Annotated in this window: 18 protein-coding genes; 11 read left to right on the plus strand and 7 right to left on the minus strand. The window is 67.8% G+C overall.

All coding sequences use genetic code 11. The features are described 5' to 3' along the window. The first annotated feature begins 19 nt into the window (after nt 1–19). From CJ010_RS14080 to CJ010_RS14125, 10 genes are all read left to right on the plus strand, one after another. Nucleotides 20–1108 carry a BMP family ABC transporter substrate-binding protein gene (locus CJ010_RS14080; RefSeq protein WP_141018620.1) on the plus strand — a complete coding sequence of 363 codons (1089 nt, stop codon included), beginning with the start codon at nt 20–22 and terminating at the stop codon, nt 1106–1108. Nucleotides 1109–1421: 313 nt separating this feature from the next. Beyond that, entirely contained in the window at nt 1422–3470 is a 2049-nt protein-coding gene (locus tag CJ010_RS14085; protein ID WP_141018621.1) for a TonB-dependent receptor, read from the plus strand. A gap of 31 nt (nt 3471–3501) precedes the next feature. Then, entirely contained in the window at nt 3502–4212 is a 711-nt protein-coding gene (locus tag CJ010_RS14090) for a DUF4198 domain-containing protein (protein ID WP_141018622.1), read from the plus strand. Then, entirely contained in the window at nt 4209–4718 is a 510-nt protein-coding gene (locus tag CJ010_RS14095; protein WP_141018623.1) for a carboxypeptidase-like regulatory domain-containing protein, read from the plus strand. Before CJ010_RS14090 ends, CJ010_RS14095 begins: the two co-directional genes overlap by 4 nt. Nucleotide 4719: 1 nt before the next feature. Beyond that, nucleotides 4720–5349, plus strand: coding sequence for a cobalt transporter CbiM (cbiM, locus tag CJ010_RS14100; RefSeq protein WP_141018624.1), 630 nt, complete (start codon nt 4720–4722; stop codon nt 5347–5349). Then, nucleotides 5346–6041 (plus strand): energy-coupling factor transporter transmembrane protein EcfT, encoded by a 696-nt coding sequence (locus CJ010_RS14105; RefSeq protein ID WP_141018625.1) that lies wholly within the window; start codon nt 5346–5348, stop codon nt 6039–6041. Before cbiM ends, CJ010_RS14105 begins: the two co-directional genes overlap by 4 nt. Next, a complete protein-coding gene (locus CJ010_RS14110; RefSeq protein ID WP_141018626.1) occupies nt 6038–6694 on the plus strand; it encodes an energy-coupling factor ABC transporter ATP-binding protein in 657 nt (218 codons plus the stop codon). The genes CJ010_RS14105 and CJ010_RS14110 overlap by 4 nt, the downstream gene beginning before the upstream one ends. Nucleotides 6695–6753: 59 nt before the next feature. Further along, entirely contained in the window at nt 6754–8058 is a 1305-nt protein-coding gene (gene guaD / locus CJ010_RS14115) for a guanine deaminase (RefSeq protein ID WP_141018627.1), read from the plus strand. Between the two features lie 13 nt (nt 8059–8071). Beyond that, nucleotides 8072–8521 (plus strand): YaiI/YqxD family protein, encoded by a 450-nt coding sequence (locus CJ010_RS14120; protein WP_141020705.1) that lies wholly within the window; start codon nt 8072–8074, stop codon nt 8519–8521. A 149-nt stretch (nt 8522–8670) separates the two neighbouring features. Further along, nucleotides 8671–10368, plus strand: a complete 1698-nt coding sequence (locus CJ010_RS14125; protein WP_141018628.1) for a bifunctional diguanylate cyclase/phosphodiesterase — start codon at nt 8671–8673, stop codon at nt 10366–10368. A 10-nt stretch (nt 10369–10378) separates the two neighbouring features. Here CJ010_RS14125 and CJ010_RS14130 read toward each other — a convergent pair whose 3' ends face one another. Genes CJ010_RS14130 through CJ010_RS14140 form a run of 3 tightly spaced genes read right to left on the minus strand, consistent with a single transcriptional unit; the run spans nt 10379 to nt 15089 of the window. Then, nucleotides 10379–11788: a hemerythrin domain-containing protein gene (locus CJ010_RS14130; protein WP_141018629.1), complete on the minus strand. Its 1410-nt coding sequence runs from the start codon at nt 11786–11788 to the stop codon at nt 10379–10381. After that, a complete protein-coding gene (locus tag CJ010_RS14135) occupies nt 11785–13140 on the minus strand; it encodes an HD domain-containing phosphohydrolase (protein ID WP_141018630.1) in 1356 nt (451 codons plus the stop codon). Before CJ010_RS14135 ends, CJ010_RS14130 begins: the two co-directional genes overlap by 4 nt. Next, a complete protein-coding gene (locus CJ010_RS14140; RefSeq protein ID WP_168224956.1) occupies nt 13137–15089 on the minus strand; it encodes a PAS domain S-box protein in 1953 nt (650 codons plus the stop codon). Before CJ010_RS14140 ends, CJ010_RS14135 begins: the two co-directional genes overlap by 4 nt. 218 nt (nt 15090–15307) lie before the next feature. On the opposite strand from CJ010_RS14140, the gene CJ010_RS14145 reads away from it, so the two are divergent. Next, nucleotides 15308–16621 carry an HD-GYP domain-containing protein gene (locus CJ010_RS14145; protein WP_141018632.1) on the plus strand — a complete coding sequence of 438 codons (1314 nt, stop codon included), beginning with the start codon at nt 15308–15310 and terminating at the stop codon, nt 16619–16621. A gap of 13 nt (nt 16622–16634) precedes the next feature. Here the strand turns inward: CJ010_RS14145 and CJ010_RS14150 are convergent, their stop codons facing one another. The 4 genes from CJ010_RS14150 to ehuB form a co-directional block, all read right to left on the minus strand. Continuing rightward, on the minus strand, nt 16635–18719 hold the full coding sequence (locus CJ010_RS14150) for a methyl-accepting chemotaxis protein (RefSeq protein ID WP_141018633.1): 2085 nt from the start codon (nt 18717–18719) through the stop codon (nt 16635–16637). A 147-nt stretch (nt 18720–18866) separates the two neighbouring features. Continuing rightward, complete coding sequence (locus CJ010_RS14155; protein WP_141018634.1) at nt 18867–19643, minus strand: N-acetylmuramoyl-L-alanine amidase; 777 nt, start codon at nt 19641–19643, stop codon at nt 18867–18869. 10 nt (nt 19644–19653) lie between these two features. Beyond that, nucleotides 19654–22323, minus strand: a complete 2670-nt coding sequence (locus tag CJ010_RS14160) for a bifunctional diguanylate cyclase/phosphodiesterase (protein ID WP_141018635.1) — start codon at nt 22321–22323, stop codon at nt 19654–19656. After that, nucleotides 22320–23189, minus strand: coding sequence for an ectoine/hydroxyectoine ABC transporter substrate-binding protein EhuB (ehuB, locus tag CJ010_RS14165; RefSeq protein ID WP_168224957.1), 870 nt, complete (start codon nt 23187–23189; stop codon nt 22320–22322). Before ehuB ends, CJ010_RS14160 begins: the two co-directional genes overlap by 4 nt. Nucleotides 23190–23201: the final 12 nt, after the last annotated feature.

The raw sequence follows: 23201 nt of genomic DNA on the forward strand, positions 1-23201 counted from the left end.
ACTCTCCAGGAGCCAGTCCATGTCCCAACGCCGCCAGTTCTTGCAGTCCGCCGCCGCGCTTGCCGTCTACGCGGCCCTGCCGTCGCTCGCTTTCGCCCAGGAGGCGGCAAAAATCGGCTTCGTCTATGTCAGCCCGATCGGTGACGCCGGCTGGACCTTCCAGCACGACGAAGGCCGCAAGGAACTGGAAAAGGCGCTCGGCAACAAGATCCAGACCAAATACGTCGAGAACGTCGCCGAAGGCGCGGACGCCGAGCGCGTGATCCGCGAATTCGCCGCCAGCGGCCACAAGGTGGTATTCGCCACCAGCTTCGGCTACATGAACTATGTCGAGCGCGTCGCCAGGCAGTTTCCCAACGTCACCTTCCTGCACGCCACCGGCTACAAATCGGGCAAGAACTTCGGCAACTACAACGCGCGCTTTTACGAGGGCCGCTATCTCAACGGCGTCATCGCCGGCAAGATGACCAAGTCCAGCGTCCTCGGCTATGTCGCCGCCTTCCCCATCCCGGAAGTGCTGCAAGGCATCAACGCCTTCACGCTGGGGGCGAAGAGCGTCAATCCCAAGGCCGAGGTACGGGTGATCTGGACCAATGCCTGGTACGACCCGGGCAAGGAGCGCGAGGCGGCGATGACGCTCATCAGCCAGGGCGCCGACATGCTGACCCAGCACACCGATTCCACCGCCGTGGTGCAGGCCGCCGAGGAGAAGGGCGTATACGCCTTCGGCTATCACTCCGACATGGCCAAGTACGGCCCCAAGGCGCAGCTCACCGCCACCACCCACCACTGGGGCGCCTTCTACACGAAGACTGTGCAGGACGTGCTCGCCGGCAGCTGGAAACCCGCCAGCATCTGGGGCGGCTTCAAGGACGGCATGATCCGCCTCGCCCCGCTCAACCCGGCCATCCCCACCGACGTCAAGGTGCTGGTCAGCGAGCTCGAAGGCAAGCTCAAGGCCGGCAGTTTCCACCCCTTCACCGGTCCGGTCGTCGACCAGTCGGGCAAGGAACGCCTGGCGCAGGGCGCGGTGATGGACGACCTCACGCTGGGCAAGATGGACTACTTCGTCCAGGGTGTTGCCTCGAGGTTGCCCACCGCCCGTTGATGCCGCGGGCACACGCCGGACTTCCATCGCACCCGGACGCTCCGAGCGGTGGGCACTGCTACGGTGCTCACCGCTAGGCGCAACACACTGCAAAGCAGCCTTGCACCAACATCCCGGACAGCTCGCAACGCTGCCACTCCCAAATATCGCCCGGGTTGCTCGCAGGTCTGCCCCAACCCGGCTGAACCCGGTCCACAGCAGCAACCACGAGTATGTGCAGGCGCCGCCTGCGCATACTGATCGAACATCGGTATGAACTTTGCTAGCATTGTTCACACAACGATCCGCTACCGACGCTCAGCCCTGTCCAAGCATGTCCATCAACACTGCGACAAGCAGCAACGCCGCACGCCTCCCGTTCCGTGTGCGCCCGCTCGCCCTCGTGCTTGCCGCCTGTGCCTTTCCCGCCATGGCGCACCAGGATGACCCCTTCGAACTCCAGAGCATCGAAGTCAAGGGCGAAGCGCTGCAGGCCGAAGGCGCCGCCTACTCCGGCACCCGCCTCGACCATGAGGAAATCCGCGACCATCGCGTGTCGCGCCCGCAGGAACTCTTCCGCTACATACCCGGCATGAACCTCACCGGCTACGGTCTGCCCGGCGTCGCCGACCAGGTTTCGCTGCGCGGCTTCGGCAACGGCGGCCACGGCGGCGACATCGGCTTCGTGGTCGACGGCATCCCGCTCAACGAGGCGATGTCGCACGCCGATGGCTATGCGGACCTCAACGTCATCGTGCCGCTGGAACTCGAACGCATGACAGTGCTGCGCGGCCCGGTTTCAGCGCTCTACGGCAACTACAACCGCGCCGGCACCGTCACGCTGCAGACCCGCAAGGGCGGTAACTATCGCGACCTCGACCTGAGCACGGGCAGCTACGGTACGGTCGACCTGCAAGCCGCGGCCGGTGCCGAATCCGGCGGCAAGCAGGAACTCAACCTTGCCGCCCAGCATTTCCGCAGCGACGGCTTCCGCGACCAGTCGGCGGGCGAGCGCAGCACGCTGGCCGGCCGCTGGGCGATCCAGACAACGCCGGCGCTCGAAATCGCCGTCTCCGCACGGGCGCACGAAGCAGACGCCGACAACCCCGGCTATCTCACCCGTGCCCAGTTCAAGAACGACCCTTACGGCAAGGATGCGCGCACCAAGAACGACGGCTCCGAAAAGAGCTTCTACACGCTGCGTACCGACATCAACTACCGGTTGGCACCGGAACTCAAGCTACTGAGCTTCGCCTACGTCACCCAGCAGGACTTCACCCGCTGGTTCAGCCGCGGCGCCGCAGCCGCCACAAGCTGGCGCCAGCGCGAGGAAAGCTACGACCGCAACGTGTTCGGCGCCGGCTTCAATCTCAACGGCCACCACCACCTCGGCACCGGCCAGCTCAGCTGGATCGGCGGCATCGAGACCTTTTCCGAGGCCACCGATTACCTGAAGCACGAGAACACCCAGTTCCGCCGCCAGGTGGGCACCGCGGAATTCGATCGCCGCTTCCAGCTCGACAACCTCGCCGTCTTCGGTGAAGCCACGCTGGACCTGCACCGGCTGTTCAAGCCCTCCATAGGCCTGCGCTGGGACCGTTTCACCGGCGACTGCGACGTGCGCGGCGCCGAAACCAGCACCACCGACTGCGACCGCATGACCCCGGTCGAGCACTTCAGCCCCAAGCTGGGCGTGCGCTCGCAGCTTGCCGATGCCGTCGAACTGCGCGCGAGCTGGGCCGAGGGCTTTGCGCTCGCCAACGACATGGCCAAGTATTCGCTGGGTGCCAGCGACGTCGATCCCAACGTGTTCCGCCAGACCGAGATCGGCGCCAACATCCAGCTATCTTCACGACTCGTGCTGGATGTCGCCGCCTATCACCTGCGCTCGTCCGACGAGATCAACTTCGACAGCCTCGCCAACGAGTACATCAACGCAGGCAGCACCCGCCGCACCGGCGTGGAAATCTCGGCGCTATGGGCGCCTGCGGAAGGCTTCGACCTGGCGCTGACCTGGGCGAGCGCGCATTCCAGGGTGCTCGACAACCCCGACGCCAGCCTCGAGGACAAGCGCGTCACCGCCGTGCCGCGCTACACCGCCACGGTGGAAGCGAACTGGCGTCCGCTGCCGGGCTGGCGTGCTACCGCCGCCTGGCGCAAGGTCGGCTCCTACGCGGTGACGCAGGACAACACCCAGGAGTACGACGGCTACGGCGTCTTCGACCTGCGCGCCGCCTACACCTTCCCGGGGGCCCACGCCTCCACCCTCTACGCTGCCATCGACAACGTCGCCGACCGCGAGTATGCCACCGCGGTATCGACCGTCGGCTATGCCACCGGCGCACCGCGCACCTTGCGTGTCGGCGCCCAGCTGAGCTTCTGAAACAATGACGCCCGTCCGAGGAATTCTCCCCATGCACCCGCTCAAGCTTCGCGCCATTCTTGCCATGACGCTGCTCGGCGCCACCGCCCAGGCCGGCGCCCACACTGTCTGGCTGGAGGCCGACAGGGCACACACCGGCGATTACCGGGTGATGTTCGGTGGTCACGCCGGCAAGACCGAAAGCTACGACGCCGCCAAGCTCGGCGCCGTCGCCGCCCAGGACGCCACCGGCAAGCCGGTCGCGCTGCACCGCAGGGAAGGCGCGGACGGAGTGCGCTTGAGCCCGGCGGCCAGACCGGCACTGCTCGCCGTGGCCTTCGACAATGGCTACTGGAGCAAGACCGCCAAGGGCAAAAGCGTCAACCGGCCTATGACGGAGGTTCCCGACGCAGTGTCCGGGGTGCACGCGGTCAAGTACCACAAGACCATCGTGCAGTGGACCGATGCCGTCACCCACGCCACCGGCCAGGCTTTCGAGCTGGTGCCCTTGTCGGCTTCGGCCCCGCGCGCCGGCCAACCACTGCAGTTGCGCGTGCTGATCGACGGCAAGCCGGCCGCCGGGATCAAGCTTGCCTTCGGCGAAGAGGGTTCGGATGCAGTCTCCGATGCGCAAGGGGTGGCCAGCATCGTCCCGCGCCCGGGCATCAACCGCCTGTGGGCGGGCCAAAGGCAGAACGTGCAGGGCGATCCCCGCCTCACCGAAATCAGCGTCGAGTACAGCCTCGTTTTCACTGCCCGATGACCCCCCCCCCCCTGCTTCGCGCCCTCCGCCCCATCGCCGCCACCGTCTTGCTGCTGGCGGCGGGAGCCGCTTGCGCGCATGGCCTCGTCCTCACCGCGCAGGGCGAAGGCACCCATGTCAGTGGCCAGGTACGTTACTCGGACAACACGCCGGCGGTCGGCATCTTCGTCGAAGTGCGTGCTGCTGAAGGAGACGGCCCGCCGCTGGCCGAAGCCAGCACCGATGCCGAAGGCCGTTTCCGCCTGCCGGCACCCGCCACGCGGCCACTCAGGGTGATTGCCGAGGGCGAAGAAGGGCACCGTGCGGAAGTCGTCGCACACGCGGTCCCGCTCGTCGTCGGCGGCACGGCCGATACCGATGCGGCCGTCGCCACACTGCGCCTGTTGCGCGAGGACATCTCCCGTCTCGAAAGCCGCATCCGCCTGCAGGACATCATCGGCGGCATCGGCTACATCGTCGGCATCGCCGGCATTGCCGCCTGGCTCGCCGCGCGTCGGAGGAAATGACATGCATCTGGCCGAAGGCGTGCTTTCTGCCCCTGTCCTGATCGGCGCCGCCGTCCTCGCCGCCGCCGGCGTCGCAACCGGAGTGCGCCGGCTGGCCGAAGCCCAGTTGCCGCTCGCCGCCCTGCTCGGCGCCGCCTTCTTCGTCGCCAGCACCATCCACGTGCCGGTCGGCGTAGGCAGCGTGCACCTCATCCTCAACGGTCTCGCCGGCCTGCTGCTCGGCTGGGCGGCCTTCCCGGTGTTCTTCGTCGCGCTGCTGCTGCAGGCGGCTCTCTTTTCCTTCGGCGGATTCGCGGTACTGGGCGCCAACCTCCTCATCATGGCGGCGCCGGCGGTGGCGGCGCACTACATGCTGCGGTGCATGGTCCGGGCCTCCGCCGAGGGCAAGCCGCCGTCGCGCCAGCGCCTGCTGGCCGCCGGCGCCGGCTGCGGCCTCGTCGGCATCGGCGGTGCCATTCTGCTGGCCAGCCTGCTGCTTGCCGTCGCCGGCGGACGGACCTTCGCCGACCTCATCGTGCTGCTTGCGGTCGCCCACCTGCCTGTGCTGGCGGTCGACGCCACCATAGGCGCGCTGGCAGTCAGCCTGCTGGCCCGCATGATGCCGCGCGCCCTCCTCCCGGTGCAGGCATGAAGGCGCCCCTCGACCACATGCTTCGCCTGGCGCTGGCCATCGCGGCCAGCCTCGTCGTCTCCCAACTGACGGCTGCCGGCGCTCTCCGCCTGGCCACACTGCTCGGCGGCCTGTGCTTCCTTGCCGCGCTCGTCCGCCTGCCGCGCGAGCGGCGGACGCTGCTGCGCCGTCTGCTCACGGTCAATGGCTTCGTCCTGATGGTCTGGCTGACACTGCCCTGGTCGTTCTCCACCGCGGGCGTCACGCTTTCCGGACACGGCCTGGAACTCGCAGCCCAGATCAGCCTGCGGACCAATGCGATTGCACTCGTCTGCATCGGCCTGCTGGCCGGCATGGACGCCTTCGCGGTCGCACGCGCTGCGGCCGGCCTCGGCCTGCCGCCCAAGCTGGCGCGGCTGCTCGCGCTGACCGTGCGTTATCTCGGCGTGATCGACGATACGCGCCAGCGCATCGACCTTGCCATGCGCGCACGCGGCTTCCGCCCCGGCGCCAACCGCCGCGGCTTCACTGTGCTTGCGCAGCAGCTCGCGCTCATCCTGGTGCATGCGATGCTGCGGGCGGAGCGCATCGAACTCGCCATGCGTGCCCGCGCCTTCGCGCCGCAGGTGCTGGCACCAGCGGCAGGTCCGCGCTGGGTGCGTGCGGCGGGCGGTGCGCTGGCCTGCGCGTGCCTTCTCTGGCTGGTGCAATGACGGACGACGCCTTGATAGACGGGCGTGGCCTGCGCCTGGTGCGCGGCGGTCGCGAACTGCTGGGCGGTCTCGATCTGCACCTCACCCAGGGCGAACGGCTTTTCGTCCTCGGACCGAGCGGTGCGGGCAAGACCACGCTGCTGCACGCATTGCTCGGCTTCGTGCCCTTCGCAGCCGGCTCCCTGAGCGTGTTCGGCCAGGCCCGCAGCAGGGAACGCGACTTCGCGCCGCTGCGCGGCCCGCTCGGCCTTCTGTTCCAGGATGCAGGCGACCAGCTGTTCGGCCCGACCGTGGCCGAGGACGTGGCCTTCGGTCCGCTCAACCTCGGCGCCAGCGCCAGCGACGCCGCCGCCATCGCCGCAACCCAGCTCGACCGTCTCGGCATCGCCCGCCTCGCCGACCGCCCGGTGCAGGCACTCTCCGGCGGGGAACAACGCCTTGCCGCCCTCGCCGGCGTCCTAGCAATGCGGCCGCGCGTGCTCCTGCTCGACGAACCCACCAACGGCCTGGACGCCGGCGCCACCGAACGTCTGCTCGCCGCGCTGGCCGAAACCGGCCTCAGCATGATCGTCGCCTCGCACGACCCGGTATGCGTGGCGGCGCTCGCCAGCCGTCGCATCGAACTCCGCGACGCAACCCACGCAGGATGCTGAATCCGGCCGCCCGGGGCGCTGCGGTATAGTGCCGGTCGACGACTTTGCGGCAGCACAACATGAACCCTTCCCTGCACCTCGTTCGCGGCGAAATTCTGCACTTTGTAGCCGACCCCGCCGACCACGGTGACGCCGCACTCGCCCACTTCGCCGACGGCGCGTTGCTGATCGAGAACGGCCACGTCGCCCGCTGCGGCCCCACCGACGCATTGCTCACCAGCATCCCGGCCGGCACGCCGGTGACGGACTACCGTGGCAAGCTCATCCTGCCTGGTTTCATCGACACCCACATCCATTACGCCCAGACCGATATCGTCGCCAGCTACGGCGAGCAGCTGCTTGCCTGGCTGGAAAAGTACACCTTTCCGACCGAAGCCCGCTTTGCCGACCCTGCCCATGCCGAGGCTGTCGCCGAGTTCTTCTGCGACGAGCTGCTGAAGAACGGCACCACCACCGCGCTGGCCTTCGCCACGGTGCACCCCGCGTCGGTCGATGCCCTGTTCTCCGCCGCCCACCGGCGCCGCATGCGCATGATCGCCGGCAAGGTGCTGATGGACCGCCATTGCCCGGACTACCTGCGCGACACCGCCACCACCGGTTACGCCGAATCGCAGGCACTGATCGCAAAATGGCACGGCCTGGACCGCCTGCTCTACGCGGTGACACCGCGCTTCGCCCCGACCTCGACGGACGAACAGATGACCCTGGCCGGCCGCCTCTACGCCGAACACCCGGGCCTCTACCTGCAATCCCACGTTGCCGAGAACCGCGGCGAGGTCGCCTGGGTGGCCGAGCTCTATCCCGAGGCGCGCAGCTACCTCGACGTGTACGAACGCTTCGGCCAGCTCGGCCCGCGCAGCGTCTACGCCCATTGCATCTGGCTGGACGATACCGACCGCCAACGCATGGCCGCCACCGGCGCGGCGATGAGCTTCTGCCCCACGTCCAACCTCTTCCTCGGCTCCGGCCTGTTCGACCTCGACCGCGCCCACGCGCTGGGCGTGCGCGTCGGCATCGGCACCGATATCGGCGGCGGCACCAGCTTCTCGATGTTGCAGACGCTGAACGAGGCCTACAAGATCCTGCAGCTCAACGGCCAGAGCCTGTCGGCTGCGCGTGCTTTCTACCTCGCCACCCTGGGCGGCGCCCGCAGCCTTTACCTGGACGAGCGCATCGGCAATTTCGAGACGGGCAAGGAAGCGGATTTCGTCGTCCTCGACCCTGCGGCCACGCCGCTGCTGGCGCGCCGGATGGCCAACGCCGACGGCCTGGCGGAGCGCCTCTTCATACTGATGATGCTGGGCGACGATCGCGCGGTGGCCGCGACCCATGTGCTCGGCGAAGCCGCTTGGGTACGGGTCTGAAGCGATGAACACGATGCAGATCTGGATCGACGCCGACGCCTGCCCGGCGGTCGTCAAGGACATCCTCTTCCGCGCGGCCGAGCGGGCAAGGCTACCGCTCATCCTGGTCGCCAACCAGACCTTGCGCACGCCGCCTTCCCCGCTGATCCGCATGGTGCAGGTGCCGGGCGGCTTCGACGAGGCCGACAAGTACATCGCCGAACGCGTACAGGCGGGCGACCTGGTGATCACCGCCGACATTCCGCTCGCAGCCGAGGTCGTCGCCAAGGGCGCCCATGCGCTCAGCCCGCGCGGCGAACGCTACGGCAAGGAAAACACCCGCGAACTGCTCGACATGCGCAACTTCATGGACACCCTGCGCGGCACCGGCGTCGACACCGGCGGCCCACCCGCCTTCAGCCAGGCCGACCGCCAGGCCTTCGCCAACCAGCTCGACCGTTTCCTGCGCCGCCCGCCGCGTTGATTCCGCGTGCGCTTCGTCACGAAGCCCAGCACATGCTGCAGTGCATGGTGGGCGGCGAGCACGGCGCACGCTAACATCCTGCCCGCCCCGGTGCTTCCTTCCCGACGCGCCGGCGCGAAACGCACACAGGCATTCGAGGCTCGCCATCCATGATCCAGGTCTATCGCAAACCACCGCAGGCGCTGCCGTCGGAAAGTGCATTCTTCCGACTCCCGGGGGCCCTGCTGATGGTGCTGGACGACGATTGGATCATCCAGATGATGAGCGAGTCCTGGCGCGAAGTGCTGGGCACGCAGGGCGACCTGCGCTGGCGCCGCTTCACCGAGTTGGTACACGAACTTGACCGCGCCGACGTGGTGCAGCGCCTCGGCCACATCGGCGAGGGCCTGAGCACCGTCCGCTTCTCCTGCCGCTGCCGCAAGGCCGACGGCCGCTACGTCGGCCTGACCTGGAGCGTCAGCCACGACCCCGACCAGGGCCTGTTCTACGCCTCCGCGCACGAAACCGCGGTCAATCTCTCCGAGCAGGAAGCCCGCCTGCCCGAGGTCTATGTCGACGGTCTCACCGGTCTGCCCAACCGTGGCCTCTTCCTCGACCGCGTCAACCACACCATGCTGCGCGCGCATCGACGCAAGGATCTGCACTTCGCGGTGATCCACTGCGGCATTGACCGGTTCAGCGTCATCAATCACAGCCTGGGCAATCGTATCGGCGATCTGCTGCTGATCGAGGTCGCCAACCTGCTGCGCCGCTCGACCCGCCCGACCGACATGGTTGCGCGCCTGGGCGGCGACGAATTCGGCATCCTGCTCGAAGACATCCGTGACGCCAGTTCGCCGGTGCGCGTCGTCAAGCGCGTGCAGGAGAACTTCGTGCTGCCCTTCCAGCTGCATGAACACGAGGTCTTCGCCAGCATATCGTCCGGCATCACCCTCGGCGGCGAGCAGTACGACGAGGCCGACGTGATGCTGCGCGACGCCGACATGGCGATGGGCAGCGCCAAGGCGCAGGGTGGCGGCGGTTACGTGCTGTTCGACCGTGGCATGCACGAAGAGGCCTTGCGCCGGCTCGACCTCGAACTCGACCTGCGCCGTGCACTCGAAAAGCAGCAGTTCGAGGCCTACTACCAGCCCATCGTCCGCCTCAAGGACAAGCGCCTGGTCGGCTTCGAGGCGCTGGTGCGCTGGAACCACCCCGAACGCGGCCTGATCTCGCCGGCCGAGTTCATTCCCCTTGCGGAAGACAACGGCCTCATCATCCACATCGGCCGCTGGATGCTGCAGGAAGCCTGCGCCCAGATGAAGCGCTGGCAGCTGGCCTTTCCGCGGCGGCCGGCGCTCACCGTCAGCGTCAATCTCTCCGCCCGCCAGCTCCTGCACCCGCAACTGCTGCCGGAAATCCGCCGCACGCTGCGCGAGACCGGCCTGTCCGCGCGCCATCTCAAGCTCGAGATCACCGAGAGCGTGATGATGGAGGACGCCCAGCGCGCCATCGAACTGCTCGAAGCGCTCAAGCGCACCCGCCTGTCGCTGATGCTGGACGACTTCGGCACCGGTTATTCCTCGCTCTCCTACCTGCACCGCTTGCCGATCGACGCGCTGAAGGTGGATCGCTCTTTCGTGATGCACATGCACGAGCGCGCCGACGACCGCAGCTTCGTGGAAACCATCGTCAACCTCGCACACAAGCTTGGCCGCCAGGTGGTGTGCGAAGGCATCGAGCTGCCGGAACAGGAGGCCCTGCTGCGCGAGCTCGGCGTCGAATACGGCCAGGGTTACCTGTACTCGCGCCCGGTCACGGCCGCGCAGGCGGAAATGCTGATCATCGACGATCAGCAGCGCAGCTGAAGCTCCACGCTCAGGCGGCCGGCAGGCTGAGCCGCACGCAGGTGCCGATCACCGGGCGGGAATCCAGCGTCAGCCGCCCGCCGTGCAGGCGCGCGGTCTCGTAGGCGAAGTAAAGTCCCAGCCCGGTCCCGCTCCCGACCTCGCGGGTGGTGAAGAAAGGCTCGAACACCCGTGCCGCAATGGCCGGTAGCATGCCTGCGCCGCTATCCCGGATCTCGACCCACACGGTCGTCTCGTCACGACCGCCGCCACAGACCACCTCGCCGCCTGCCGCGACCGCCTGGATCGCGTTGTCCAGGATCTCGTCCAGCGCCTCGGTCAGTGCCTGGACCGCTACCTCGGCGTACAGGCCCGCAGCGCCGTCGCAGCGCAGTTCGACGCCGGGTGGCCGGCTTTCCATGCGTCTGGCGACAGCATCCTCCAGCAGGGTATGCAGATCGCTGCGGACGCGCGGCTCGGCCACGCCGCCGGCCGCCCGGCGCAGTGTTTCGACGATGCGTTCGATGCGCTCCAGACCGCCAAGCGATTCGCCCACCAGCGTTGTCAGATCGGCCTCGATGAAGGCGCGGTCCGCCTCCACGCAGGCCAGCCGCCAGGCCTCTGCACCGGGCCCGTCCCTGACGATGGCGTCCGCGCGCTGCAGCAGATGCGACAGCGCCGTGCTGTAGCCGCCCAGGGCGTTCAGGTTGCCCTTGACGTAGGCGAGCGGCGTGTTGAGTTCATGCGCCATGCCGGCGGCGAACTGGCCGAGCGCGGCCATCTTCTCCACCTGCACGATCTCGCCGCGCGCCTGCTCCAGGCTGCGAAGGGTGTCCTCCAGTTCGGCCGTCCGCGCCTGCACCCTTTGCTCCAGCTCGAGCTTGGCCATGACGAGTTCGGCATTGCGCTGGGCCACCATGCGATAGAGCGTGTGGACCGCGCGGATGAGGGCGCCGTTGCCCGGATCGGCCGGATGCTCGTCCCGCTCGTAGGCCTGCGCCGCCGTGAGGCCTGCGTCCAGGGCGCGCAGCTGCCGTGCCATGGCCTGGTCGGCACCGAGGATGTGGAAGGCCAGCCAGCTCGAGGTGAAGCGCAACAGCTCGGGCAGGACTGCATCCGGCGTGTCGCCCGCCATCGCCAGCATCGCTTCGACCTGGGCGACGAATTCGGCGTGAGCGCGGGTGTGGCTGTCCAGGTGACGCGGATCGACGCCCTGCTCCGCCATCATTTCCTCTTCGGTGTGGAAGTGGAGTGCGGCGTAATGGCGCAGGCCGGCGAGCACATGGTCGCGCTCGGCCACGCTCAGCGGGCGGCCGCTGGTCAAGCGCTCTCCCAGCGCGTTCACCAGGTCGACGAGCTTGTGGTGCTGGGCGTCGACCTCGTCGAAACCGGTGGCGAAATAGCCTGCCCATTCGAAAGCGGCGGGATGCCCCTCGCTCACGCGGCACCTCCGTTCTTCAGCACATACACATGCAGCGGCCGGCCTTCGTTGCGTTCCAGCCGCGCGAGCTGCTCGATGATCTGCTGATCGACCACGAAGCCGCGGCTCAGCAGCAGATAACCCTCGGCATGGACAAGGTCGCGCGCGAGCGTCATGCCCACCGTGAGCTGGCCGACCCGCAGCCTTTGATCTGGGCTGGGCACCTCGGCGCTGTCGTGGGCGCCGATGGCGATCATCGCATCGACCACCTCCGGGTCGTAGCGCTTGCCGCGATTGCTCTCGATGTAGGCCAGCGCGTCCCTGGGGCTGAGCGTGCGCCCGACCATGGTGCCGAGCTGGAGCGAATCGAAGGCGTTGGCCACCGCCAGGATGCGCGCGAGTCTCGGGATTGCCAGCCCGGCAAGCCCATCGGGGTAGCCGGTGCCGTCATAGTGCTCGTGATGGCTGCGGATGATCTTCGCCGCTTCGGCCAGTGGCCGCACGCCCATCAGCAGGGATTCCGCCCGGACGGGGTGGGTCATCAGCGCACCGCGCTCCTCCGGCCGCAACTGGGTGAATGGCTTGTCCAGAAGCTCGTCGGGCAGGCCGATCTTGCCGAGGTCGTGCAGCAGGCCCGCCAGCACCAGCGTCTGCTGGTCCGCGTCGCCGACACCCAGCAAGCGGCCCAGCGACCGGGCCAGGTCCGCCACCCGCCGCCCGTGGCCCGTCATCAGGCCGCCACGCGATTCGACCAGCTCGCAGAACACACGCACGGTCGTCGTGTAGGCCTGCTTGAGTTCCTTGTTCGCCTTGTCGGTATTGGCAAGCGCCTCGCTCAGGGCCAGGGTACGGGCCTTCACCTTGGCTTCCAGCTCGGTATTGAACTGGCGCAGCTGCTCGTTCTGTGCCGCCAGCATGTCGCTCAGCCGCTGGTTCTCGTGGCGCAAGCGGCGCCCTTCAAGCGCCTCGCGCACCAGCAACCGCAGGTCGTTGTCGTCCCACGGCTTGGCCACGTAGCGGTAGATCTCGCCCTTGTTGATCGCGTCTATGGTCGACCCGATGTCGGCATAGCCGGTCAACAGGATGCGGACGGTGTCCGGATAGGCTTCGCGGATGCGGGCCAGCAGTTGCGCACCGTTCATGCCCGGCATCCGCATGTCGGACACCACCATGTCCACCGGCTCGGCAGCGATCAGCTCCAGCGCCTCGTCGCCACTCTCGGCGGTGAGCACGCGGTAGCCTTCGGGCCGGAACAGGCGCCGCAGGCTGGACAGGATGTTAGCCTCGTCATCGACCAGCAGCAGGGTTGCAGCCGGCTGTGGCGCCGCAACCGCTGCGGGCGATGGAACGGAGCTTGGAGTGGTCTGGCTCATGCTGCCTCGCTTTGTCCGGCCTGCCCGCCGATGAGCGACGACACCGGCAAATGCAGGGTGAAGGTACTGCCGATGCCCGGCTCGCTTTCCACCGTCACCTGCCCGCCATGCTTGGCGACGATGTCATGCACCAGCGACAGGCCCAGCCCGGTACCCTTGCCACTGGGCTTGGTGGTGAAGAAGGGCGCGAAGATCTTGCCTAGGTTCTGTCGCGGAATGCCACAACCGCTATCGCTGATCGCGATCGACACCCGCCCGTCCGCGCTGCGGGTGCGGATGGTGATGGTGCCGGTCTCCACGATCGCCTGCGCCGCGTTAGCCAGCAGATTAAGGAAAACCTGGTTGAGCAACGAGGGCACACACCACACTTCGGGCAATTCACCGTACTCGCGCACCACCTCGGCCTTGTGCTTGATCTCGTTGCGCAGGATGTTGAGGGTGGATTCCAGTCCCTGGTGCAGATCGGCGAACTGCCATTCCTGGTCGCCCACGCGCGAGAAGTCCTTGAGATTGCGCACGATGCGCTGCACCCGCTCGAGGCCGTCGCGGGTCTCGGCGAACAGCGCCGGCAGGTCTTCGCGCAGGTAGGCGATGTCGGCGGCACGGTAGGCGGCGCGCGCCGCCTCGATCTGCGGCCCGCCGGCAGAGGCGTCTATGTCGGCCGCACGGTAGGCCTCGAGCACGTCGAGCAGCTGTCTCACATAGCGCTCGAGCGACCCGAAATTGGAGCTGACGAAACCGAGCGGCGTATTCATCTCGTGGGCCACGCCGGCCGCGAGCTGGCCGATGGCGGCCAGCTTTTCCGACTGCACCAGCTGCACCTGCGCCTCCTCCAGCCGCATGTTGAGCCGCAAGGTCTCGGCCAGCTGGCGTTGCAGCGCGTCGCCCGCCTGGCGGGCCTCGGTGACATCGCGATGGGTGCCGACCAGGCGCTGCGGCCGCCCTTCCGCGTCGCGCTCGGTAATGAGGCCGCGGGCATGGATCCAGCGGTAGCTGCCGTCGCGCGTGCGCATGCGGAAGTCACAGCTGTAGTTGGGCGCCTCGCCATCGAAGTACTCGGCCAGCCGCGTACGGATGCGAGGGTGGTCGTCCGGATGGACATGGCCGATGAAGCCGTCGAAGGAATTGTCGAACTCGTCCTCGCCATAGCCCAGCATCGCCTTGTAGCGCGGCCCGAAATAAGTGGCGCCGGTACGCACGTTCCAGTCCCACACGCCGTCGCCGCCGCCCTCCAGCGCAAACTGCCAGCGGGCCTCGGCTTCGCGCAGGGTGTGCTCGTGGGCCACGCGCTCGGTGACGTCGCGCACGATGGCGAGCGCCGCCATGCCTTCGCGGGCGCGGAAGGACGACAGCGACAGTTCGATCTCCAGCCGCGAGCCGTCGCGGCGCCGTGCCGGCAACAGGTGGATCTCGCTGAACAGCGCCGCGCTGGCCTCGCTCACCCAGTCGCTGCGGAAGCCAGCCCACGTGGGGTCCGCCGGATCGGGCGCCAGCAGTTCGTCGAGCCGGCGGTCGGTCATGTCCACTGCCGACCAGCCGAAGATGGTTTCCGCCGCCCGATTGGAGAACTGGATCAGGCCGCCGGGGGCGACGATGAAGATCGCGTCGAGCGCAGCCAGCCCGACCGCACGCAGACGGTCGGCGGTCTCGCGCAGCGCACGGTCGCTGCGGACCAGGTTGGTCTGGTCGTGCAGGGTGACGACCCTGGCGATGGCGGCGATATCCGTGGGTTCGAGCGCCAGCACCGCGGCTTCGTAATAGCGTTCGCCGTCCTGCGAGGGAATGAGCAGCGAGAACGGCCCTTCCGCAGCCCCCAGCACGCCGAAAACGTCGTCCGGATCGAAGTCCGCATCCTGCGTCGGTCCGAGGCCCGGTTGGCGGTAATAACCGAACAGGACTTCCGCGGCACGGTTCCAGTAAACCGCCCGGCCATCGCTGCGGAATACCACGAATGGGAGATCGAGAACGTCCGCGAGATGGCGTAGACTCCGCGTGAAACGGCGTGACGCCATGGCTGACGGCGAGTGGCGTAACGCGCGTTCGAGCATGACGGGCCTTTGCTGTTCGTTTTGCCTGGAGCATATCGGCGGCGCCCGGCAAAATCCAGCCTTGCACAGGCTCCCCCAACCCGCTCCTCCAACCTACCGCGAGGCAGGAATCGGCGCCCATGCAGAATCCAATCTCCACGAACCGCGAGGAAGAGGTCTACATCGACCCCGCATGCCTTCGTCCCGGCCTCTTCGTGCGCCTGAACCTCGGCTGGGTGTCCCACCCCTTCCTGTTCAACCAGTTCCGGATCTCGAGCGAAGCGCAGGTCCGGCAGATCCAGGCGCTCGGGCTCGCGCGCATCGCCTACCTGCCCGGCCGCAGCATCGCCACCCCCTTAGCGGCCCCCCAAGCACCCGTCGAACAGCCCCCTGCGGCGATGCCGGAGACGGCAACCGACGCCTCCGGCACGGCTCAGGCGGCCGACACCGCACACGACGCGAACGAAAAGTCGGCGCAGGCACAACGGATCGCCGAGCAACGCGCCCGCATCAACCGCTGCGAGCGCCGCTACACCGAAGCTGCCGGCCAGATCCGCAGCGTGATGAACGCGCTCTTCGGCTCGTCCGAGAAATCCGTCGCCACCGCCCGTGCCTTGGTGGGCAGCATCGTCGACGGCTTTACCGACAGCGGCGAACTCGTCATCCACCTGATGAACGAGAAGATCTCCGACGAGACCGCCTACTTTCACGTGCTCAACGTGATGATCCTGTCCCTGCTGCTCGGCCGTGAGCTCAAACTGCCGCCCGAGGTGCTGCGACTGCTGGGCGAAGGCGCGCTGTTCCACGACATCGGCAAGTCGCGCATCCCCGACGCGGTGCTGCGCAACGACGCGCGCAACCGCCACGAGGAAGAGTTCTTCCGGCTGCATACCCTCTACGGCAGGGAAATCGCCCGCGAACTCGGCAACATCGCCCCGGCCGCCTGCGACGTCATCGAGTCCCACCACGAAACCATGGACGGCAAAGGCTATCCGCGCAACCTGAAAGGTACCGACATCCCGCTGCTGGCCCGGATCGTCGCCATCGCCAACCGCTACGACAACCTGTGCAATCCGCTCCTGACCCAGACTGCGATGACACCTGCCGAAGCCCTGACCCACATGTTCCGCGACGAGGCGAGCGCCTGGGACAAGGTCATGCTGCAGCACTTCATCCGCTTGCTGGGCGTCTATCCACCGGGCTCGCTGGTCCAGCTGTCCAACGGCAACACTGCGCTGGTCGTGGCGGTGGACCATGCCGATCTGCTACGCCCCTCGGTCATGATCTACGACCCCTCGATCCCGAAGTCCGAAGCCCTGGTGATAGACCTCAGCGAAGAACCGGACGTGCAGATCGATCTCGTGCTCAAGCCGCGCGACCTCGAACGCCCGGTGCTCGACTACCTGGCGCCGCGTCGGCGGATGAGCTACTTCCACAGCACGCGACGGCAGTAGCCGCCGCGGCGGTTCAGACCTTGAAGCGCGCGATCGCGCGATCGAGGTTGTGCGACACCCCGGCAAGCGTCTTCGAGGCGCCCGCCACGCTGTTCACCGCCGCCGCGCCCTCCTCCGCCATTTCGGCGATCTTCTCGACATTGCGCGAGATCGCGTTGGCCGACGCCGACTGCTCGCCCGTCGCCGACGCGATGTCCGCCACCAGTTGCAGGCTGCGCTCGGTCGCGCCCTGGATGGCGGCCAGCGCCGCCTGGGCGGAGTGTGCCAGCTCCACGCCGACCTTCACCTGATCGTCGCCGCGACGCACGCTGGCCACCGCATTGGCGGTTTCCACGCGCAAGGCGTCGAGAATGCTGGAGATGTCCGAGGTCGCATGGGTGGTGCGCTCGGCGAGCTTGCGCACTTCGTCGGCGACCACCGCGAATCCCCTGCCCTGTTCGCCCGCGCGCGCTGCCTCGATCGCCGCGTTGAGCGCCAGCAGGTTGGTCTGGTCGGCAATCTCCTTGATCACCGTGGCGATGCGGCCGATGTCGGCCGACGAGCTCGCCAGCTTTTCGATGGTCTCGGTGGTGGCCGCCACCATGCCGGCCAGCTTGCCGATCTCCTGGGCCGCCCTGCCGGCGGTCTCCATGCCGCGTGCCGAACAGGCGCTGGATTCGTCGGCCGCGCTCGCCGCGGCGTTCGCATGTTCGGCCACCTCGCCGATCGCCACCGTCACTTCCTCGACGGCCGCCGCGGTCGACGATGCCGCCTCGCTCGACGCCGCCGCCCCTGCCGCGACCTGCTGGCTGGTATCGGCCAGCACCGCCGACTGGATGTTCAGGTGCGCGGCCGAATCGCGCACCTGGATCATGATGGCCTGGGTGTTGGCCATCATGGCGTTGAAGGCGCTCGCCAGCCGGCCGATCTCGTCGCGCCGCTCGATGGCGACGATGTGGCGCAGATCGCCGTCGCGCTGGATGGTGACGATGGCCTGCTCGAGGCGGCGGATGTCCCGCACCAGACTGCGGACCGCACCGAAGTACAGATAGGCCGTTACCGCGAGCGCAAGCGCCAGCAGGCCGCCGAAGATCGCCAGCGCCTGCCGGTAGCGTTCGCCCGCCGCAGCCACCGCGCTGGCCGCGGTGTCGTCCTGCATCGCCAGCAGTTGCTCGACTTCCTCCACCACCTTGAGATACTCCGGCACGGCTTCCTGCCCGGCCAGCCGCAGGGCGCCCGCGCTATCGCCCGTCAGCAGGCGCTGCCGTCCGTCTTCGATGGCGGCGAACACCTTTTCGATGTTCGGCCGCAGGACGTCGATCACGCCCAGTTCCGCCGTGCCATGGCTGGTCTGCTGGTAGCGCTGCCACTGCGCGCGGGCACGCTGCACCGATTCGCCGATCTGATCGGCGTGCCATTGCACCGGCGCACCCGCGGCCGCCCCGAGCGCGAGATTGAGCCGTGCCCGGTTGTTCTGCGAACGCAGGTCGGACAGCAAGCCGACCGGAATCATGTTGTCGGCGTGCACCGTCTGCAGCGAGGCGCTGGCAGCCTTCAGCCCGCTGAAGCCGACGACACCGACCGCCAGCACCGCGAGCAGGATCGCTGCCATGCCGAGGCCGAAACGCGCGCCCAGCTGCAGCCCGCCCAGCCAGCCGAGCGGCCCCACGCGCTGAACCCGACCGTCGCGGATGACGAGGCCGCGTGCCCGCCCCTCGCGGAAACGTCGATACAGGACGTCTACCGCCTTGACCACCCCCGGATCGGCTCGCCGGCGCACCGATTCGTAACCGACCACCGCACCGTTCTCGCGTACCGGCGAGGCGAAGGCGTGCACCCAGTAGTAGCCGCCGTCCTTGCGCCGGTTCTTGACGTAACCGTTCCAGGGCCTGCCGGCCTTGAAGCAGCGCCACAGGTCTTCGAAAGCCTCGCGCGGCATGTCCGGATGGCGCACGAGGTTATGTGGCTGGCCGATCAGCTCTTCGCGGCTGAAGCCCGACAGCGCGACGAACAGATCGTTGGCCTCGAGTATGCGTCCGCTCGGATCCGTCCGCGAATAGATGAATTCGCCGTCGGGTACCGGCGTCTCCACATTGTTTACCGGCAGGTTGGTCCGCATTTTTCCTCTCCCTGTTACGTATGCGTTTTTTGTATGAATCTAGGCGATGCATAGCGCAATGTTAAGGGGGTATGCGAATAGGAAAACCCGTATCGGATAAGGGGAATACCGCAAATACAACACTGCCGTCGCAAACCGCCGCGGCGCTCAGTGTGCATCGGCCGCCGTTTCATCGTCGGCTGGCTGGCCGTGGTCGAGGCAGGCGCGCAGGGCGGTGGCGATGCCGTCGGCCATGCGCGCCTGGTAGGCGCTGTCGGACAGCAGCAGCTCCTCCTGCCGGTTACGGATCACCCCGGCCTCGAACAGCACCGCCGGCATGCGCGCATGGCGCAGCACGGCAAGCGTGTCGTAGTAATGCACGGCATGGGTCTCGTCAGCGTATTCGCGCCGGTTGCCGTTCTTGTGGGTGGGCAGGTAGCCGAGCCGCTGCAGGCGGGCGCCGATGACACGCGCACACAGGATGCTGCGCGCGGTGGCCGGATTGCCGCGCGACACGAACAGCGAATGGCCGGCATGGTCGTCGTTGTAGGCCTCGCGCCGGCCGGCCCATTCCCAGGCGTGCAGCTCGTGTTGGCCCACCGAATCGTGGTGGATGGAAAGCAGGAAATCCGCTCCCTCGGCCTGCGCCGGGCGCGCCCGCAAGCTGCCGATCAGGCCATCGGCATTGATCAGCCGGACGGCGAATCCCTGCGCCTCGAGCGCGGCCGTAACCTCGCGTGCCAGCGCCAGATTGAAACTGAACTCGCTGCGCCCGCGCGCGCTGGTCGCGCCCGGCTCCGCCAGCGTATGGCCCACATCGACAGCTATCGTGGTGACACGCCGCTCCGCCGCCGTCTCGCCGGCCGACACGGCAGTCGTGCCGAGCAGCGGCGCTGCTGCCAGCAACAGGCATCGCAACCGCGGAATCAGGGGCAACATGCGCATCGACGCCCGATCAGCCCCGCGCGACCAGGAAGCGCTCGCGGAACAGCTCGGCCGGCACCGGCGGACTGCACAGATAGCCTTGGTAGACGTCGCAGCCGCGCTCGGCAAGGAAATCGCGTTGCGCCTCGGTCTCCACGCCTTCGGCCAGGACCCTCAGGCCGAGACCGCGCGCCAGCTCGATGATGGTGGCAGTGAGCTGGACGTCGTTCTGGTCGTGCGGGATGTCGGTGATGAAGCTGCGGTCGATCTTGAGCTTGTTCACCGGGAAACGCTTGAGGTAGGACAGCGACGAATAGCCGGTGCCGAAGTCGTCGATCGCCAGCCGCAGGCCCAGGCTTTTCAGCTCGTGCAGGAAGGCGAGCGCCTCCTCGCCGCGCTGCATCAGGCCGCTCTCGGTGATCTCCAGTTCGAGCTTCTCCGGCGGAAACCCGGTCTCGGCCAGGACGAGGCGCAGCTGCTCCGCGACACCGCCCCGCCGGATCTCCTCCGACGAAAGATTCACCGCCAGCAGCTCGAATTCGAGCCCTTCCTCCAGCCAGGCGCGACCCTGCCGGCAGACCTCGCGCTGCACCCAGCGGCCCAGCTCGACGATCATCCCGCTTTCTTCCAGCACCGGGATGAACTCGGCCGGCCCGATCGGCGGCCCGCCGTCGCGGCGCAGACGCACCAGCGCCTCGGCGCCGAGGATGCGGCCGGAATCCAGCCGGACCAGCGGCTGGTAATGCATCTCGAACAAGGATTCGTCGAGCGCACGGCGCAACCTGGATTCGAGCGCAAGCCGGGTGTTGGCCACGCGGGTGAGCTCTTCCTGGTAGTAACGGAAGGTATTGCGCCCCAGCCGCTTGGCCTCGTACATCGCCGCATCGGCGTCCTGGATGAGTTCGGCAGCGGTGGCGCCGTCGCCGGGGAAGAGGCTGATGCCTATGCTGGCCTTGGTATAGATCTCCTTGCCGCTGCGCAGCACGAAGGGCTGATCGAGCGCGGCCAGCAGATCGCGCGCCAGGCTGCCTGCATCGGCGGGATCACGCAGGTTCTCGAGCACCAGCAGGAACTCGTCGCCACCGTGACGGCCCAGGGTGTCGTCGCGCCGCAGGCGCGCCCGCAAGCGCTCGGCGACCGCCGCCAGCAACTCGTCGCCGAGTTCGTGGCCGAGCGCATCGTTGATGTTCTTGAAGCGGTCGAGGTCGAACAGCATCACCGCCACCTGCCCCTCCTCGCGCCGCGCGGTCTCGATCGCGTGTTCTAGCCTGTCGCTCATCAGCATGCGGTTAGGCAGGTCGGTCAGGAGGTCGTAGTGGGCCAGATGGCTGACCCGCTCCTCGAATTGCCGCAGCTGGCTGATGTCGGTGAATACGCCCACGTAGTGGGATGCGCCGTCGCCATCTCGACCGCCCACCGCGCTGATCGACATCCAGTGCGGCGCCACCTCGCCGTTGCGGCAGCGGTTCCAGATCTCGCCCTGCCAGTGGCCGGCATTGATCAGTGCCGACCACATCGCCCGGTAGAAGGCCGCATCGTGCCGGCCGGACCTCAGCATGCGCGGCGTGTTGCCGATCGCCTCTTCCTCGGTGTAACCGGTGATCGTGCTGAAGGCGCGGTTCACCGACTGGATGCTACCCCTGAGGTCGGTCACGATCACACCATCGCGGGTGCCCTCCAGCGCCACCGAGTGGAGCCTTATGCGCTCGTCGGCGCGGCGCCGCTCGGTCACGTCGCGGCTCACCCACACCACCTGGGGCAGCGCGTCCACCGGCGACACCCTGGCCTCGAACCAGCGCCGGCCGCCTGCCAGGTCCAGGCTGTATTCGTAACGCACCACGCGACGCTCGGCGAGCGCCTCGCCTATCACCCGCACGAAGCCCTCGGCGACGTCCGGCGCGAAGTAGTCGAACACCGAGGCACCGATCAGGCGTTCCCGTCCACCTCCGGCCAGCGCCCGCCTGGCACCGAACACTTCAAGATAACGACCGTCGCTGTCCAGCATGAAGGCGACGTCCGGCATGGCGAAGACGAAGGCACGCAGACGCGCCTCGCTGTCGACCACCTTGAGCACAGCATCGCGTTGATGCGCGGTCGCGCGCCAGCGCAAGGCCACCACGGCCAGCATCATCAGCGCCAGCAGCAGGCCGACGAGGCGGTCGAGTTCGCGCTGGAACCGGTAGCGGGCGTTCATGTCGGCCAGCAGCACGTTTTCGACCTTGAGGCCGGCCTCGCTCAGCGTCGCGTGCAGGATGCGCAGCTCCAGCCCGGAACCATCCTGCGGATGCGCGACCCGCGCCCGTACCCGCCCGGCCATTTCTTCGAGCACACGGACATAGTCGTCGACCGCCGCCTGCAGCGCCGCCGAGGGCGGACGATCCAGCGCAAGATCGCCCAAGCGGCTGCCTGCACTGACAATGGCACGTGCGGCCTGCAGCGCGTGTTCCAGATTGGCAAGCACCAACGCTGCAGAACTGCCCGGATCGCCCTGCAGCAGCCTTTCGGTGAAGAGTTCGGCCTGCAGGGAATGAACGCGCGACTGCGCCAGCCGGTCCAGCGGCACCACGCTGTCGCGCAAGGCGTTATCCCAGCGCGCCGAAGACCAGCCGGTGAGCACCAAGGCCACCACAGCCAGTGCGGTAATCGCGAGCAGCACCAGCGAGCCGCTGTACTGCATCACCCGCCCGACATCGTGTCTCACCGGAAACACCGCGCATCCCCCTGTGCTCCACCCGGCAGCTCTGCCGCGGTAAAGCCGAAGCGGGCAATCAACTCCATATGCTCGCGCGAACCCAGCCAGTTGCCCAGCGCCTCATCCACCGCGTCGCGCAGGTCGCCGTCCTGCGGACGAAAGGCGAAAGCCGGCCTGCCGGGCAGCGGCGCGGGCTCGGCGACCAGGGGCGAAATCACCTCCAGCCCCCCGGTATTCGCCAGTGCATGGCGCAGCGACACCGACGACAGCGCGAAGGCGTCGATCCGGCCGCTGCGGAGCGCAGCAAGCGCACTCCAGGGATCGGGAAAGGCGACCAGACGCTCCAGCGGTACGCCGGCCAGGCGTGCCTCGTCGTGTTCGACGGCACCGGCTATCACCCCCAGCCGTGCCGCCGGATGGCGCAGCAGGTCGGCGTGGCCATGCAGGGCGAGCGGATTGCCGGCCACTACCGCGAATGCCGGGCACACCCGCGCGGTCGGGCGCGAGAACAGCATGTGGCGGGCACGCTCCGGCGTGATGAAGAGTCCGGACACGATGACGTCGATGCGGCCCGCCGCCAACTCGTGCTGCAGGCTGCCGAACTCGGCGTGCACCCATTCGATGCGCCCCGGGCCCAGCCTGGCGAGCACCCGGCGGAAGACCTCCGGCGCCTCGCCGCTGACCTTGCCCTCGGCATCGAGCAGGGCGAAGGGCGGTTCGAGCGCATAGCCGGCGCGCACCACGTCCCCCTCCTGCACACGCCGGAGCGGGGAAGAAGCCTGCTCGCCGAAGGCCAGCCATTGCGTCACCGCCGCCGTTGCCACGATGACAAGCAGCGAGGCGAGATGGGTGAGTTTGAGGGAGTCCTTGATCACTGTCCTATCATC

The sequence above is a fragment of the Azoarcus sp. DD4 genome (genome assembly GCF_006496635.1).
Classification (GTDB): Bacteria; Pseudomonadota; Gammaproteobacteria; order Burkholderiales; family Rhodocyclaceae; genus Azoarcus.

Coding starts and splice junctions, on each gene's coding strand:
- CJ010_RS14080 (WP_141018620.1), top strand. CDS start 20: ATGTCCCAACGCCGCCAGTTCTTGCAGTCCGCCGCCGCGCTTGCCGTC.
- CJ010_RS14085 (WP_141018621.1), top strand. CDS start 1,422: ATGTCCATCAACACTGCGACAAGCAGCAACGCCGCACGCCTCCCGTTC.
- CJ010_RS14090 (WP_141018622.1), top strand. CDS start 3,502: ATGCACCCGCTCAAGCTTCGCGCCATTCTTGCCATGACGCTGCTCGGC.
- CJ010_RS14095 (WP_141018623.1), top strand. CDS start 4,209: ATGACCCCCCCCCCCCTGCTTCGCGCCCTCCGCCCCATCGCCGCCACC.
- cbiM (WP_141018624.1), top strand. CDS start 4,720: ATGCATCTGGCCGAAGGCGTGCTTTCTGCCCCTGTCCTGATCGGCGCC.
- CJ010_RS14105 (WP_141018625.1), top strand. CDS start 5,346: ATGAAGGCGCCCCTCGACCACATGCTTCGCCTGGCGCTGGCCATCGCG.
- CJ010_RS14110 (WP_141018626.1), top strand. CDS start 6,038: ATGACGGACGACGCCTTGATAGACGGGCGTGGCCTGCGCCTGGTGCGC.
- guaD (WP_141018627.1), top strand. CDS start 6,754: ATGAACCCTTCCCTGCACCTCGTTCGCGGCGAAATTCTGCACTTTGTA.
- CJ010_RS14120 (WP_141020705.1), top strand. CDS start 8,072: ATGCAGATCTGGATCGACGCCGACGCCTGCCCGGCGGTCGTCAAGGAC.
- CJ010_RS14125 (WP_141018628.1), top strand. CDS start 8,671: ATGATCCAGGTCTATCGCAAACCACCGCAGGCGCTGCCGTCGGAAAGT.
- CJ010_RS14135 (WP_141018630.1), bottom strand. CDS start 13,140: ATGAGCCAGACCACTCCAAGCTCCGTTCCATCGCCCGCAGCGGTTGCG.
- CJ010_RS14145 (WP_141018632.1), top strand. CDS start 15,308: ATGCAGAATCCAATCTCCACGAACCGCGAGGAAGAGGTCTACATCGAC.
- CJ010_RS14150 (WP_141018633.1), bottom strand. CDS start 18,719: ATGCGGACCAACCTGCCGGTAAACAATGTGGAGACGCCGGTACCCGAC.
- CJ010_RS14155 (WP_141018634.1), bottom strand. CDS start 19,643: ATGCGCATGTTGCCCCTGATTCCGCGGTTGCGATGCCTGTTGCTGGCA.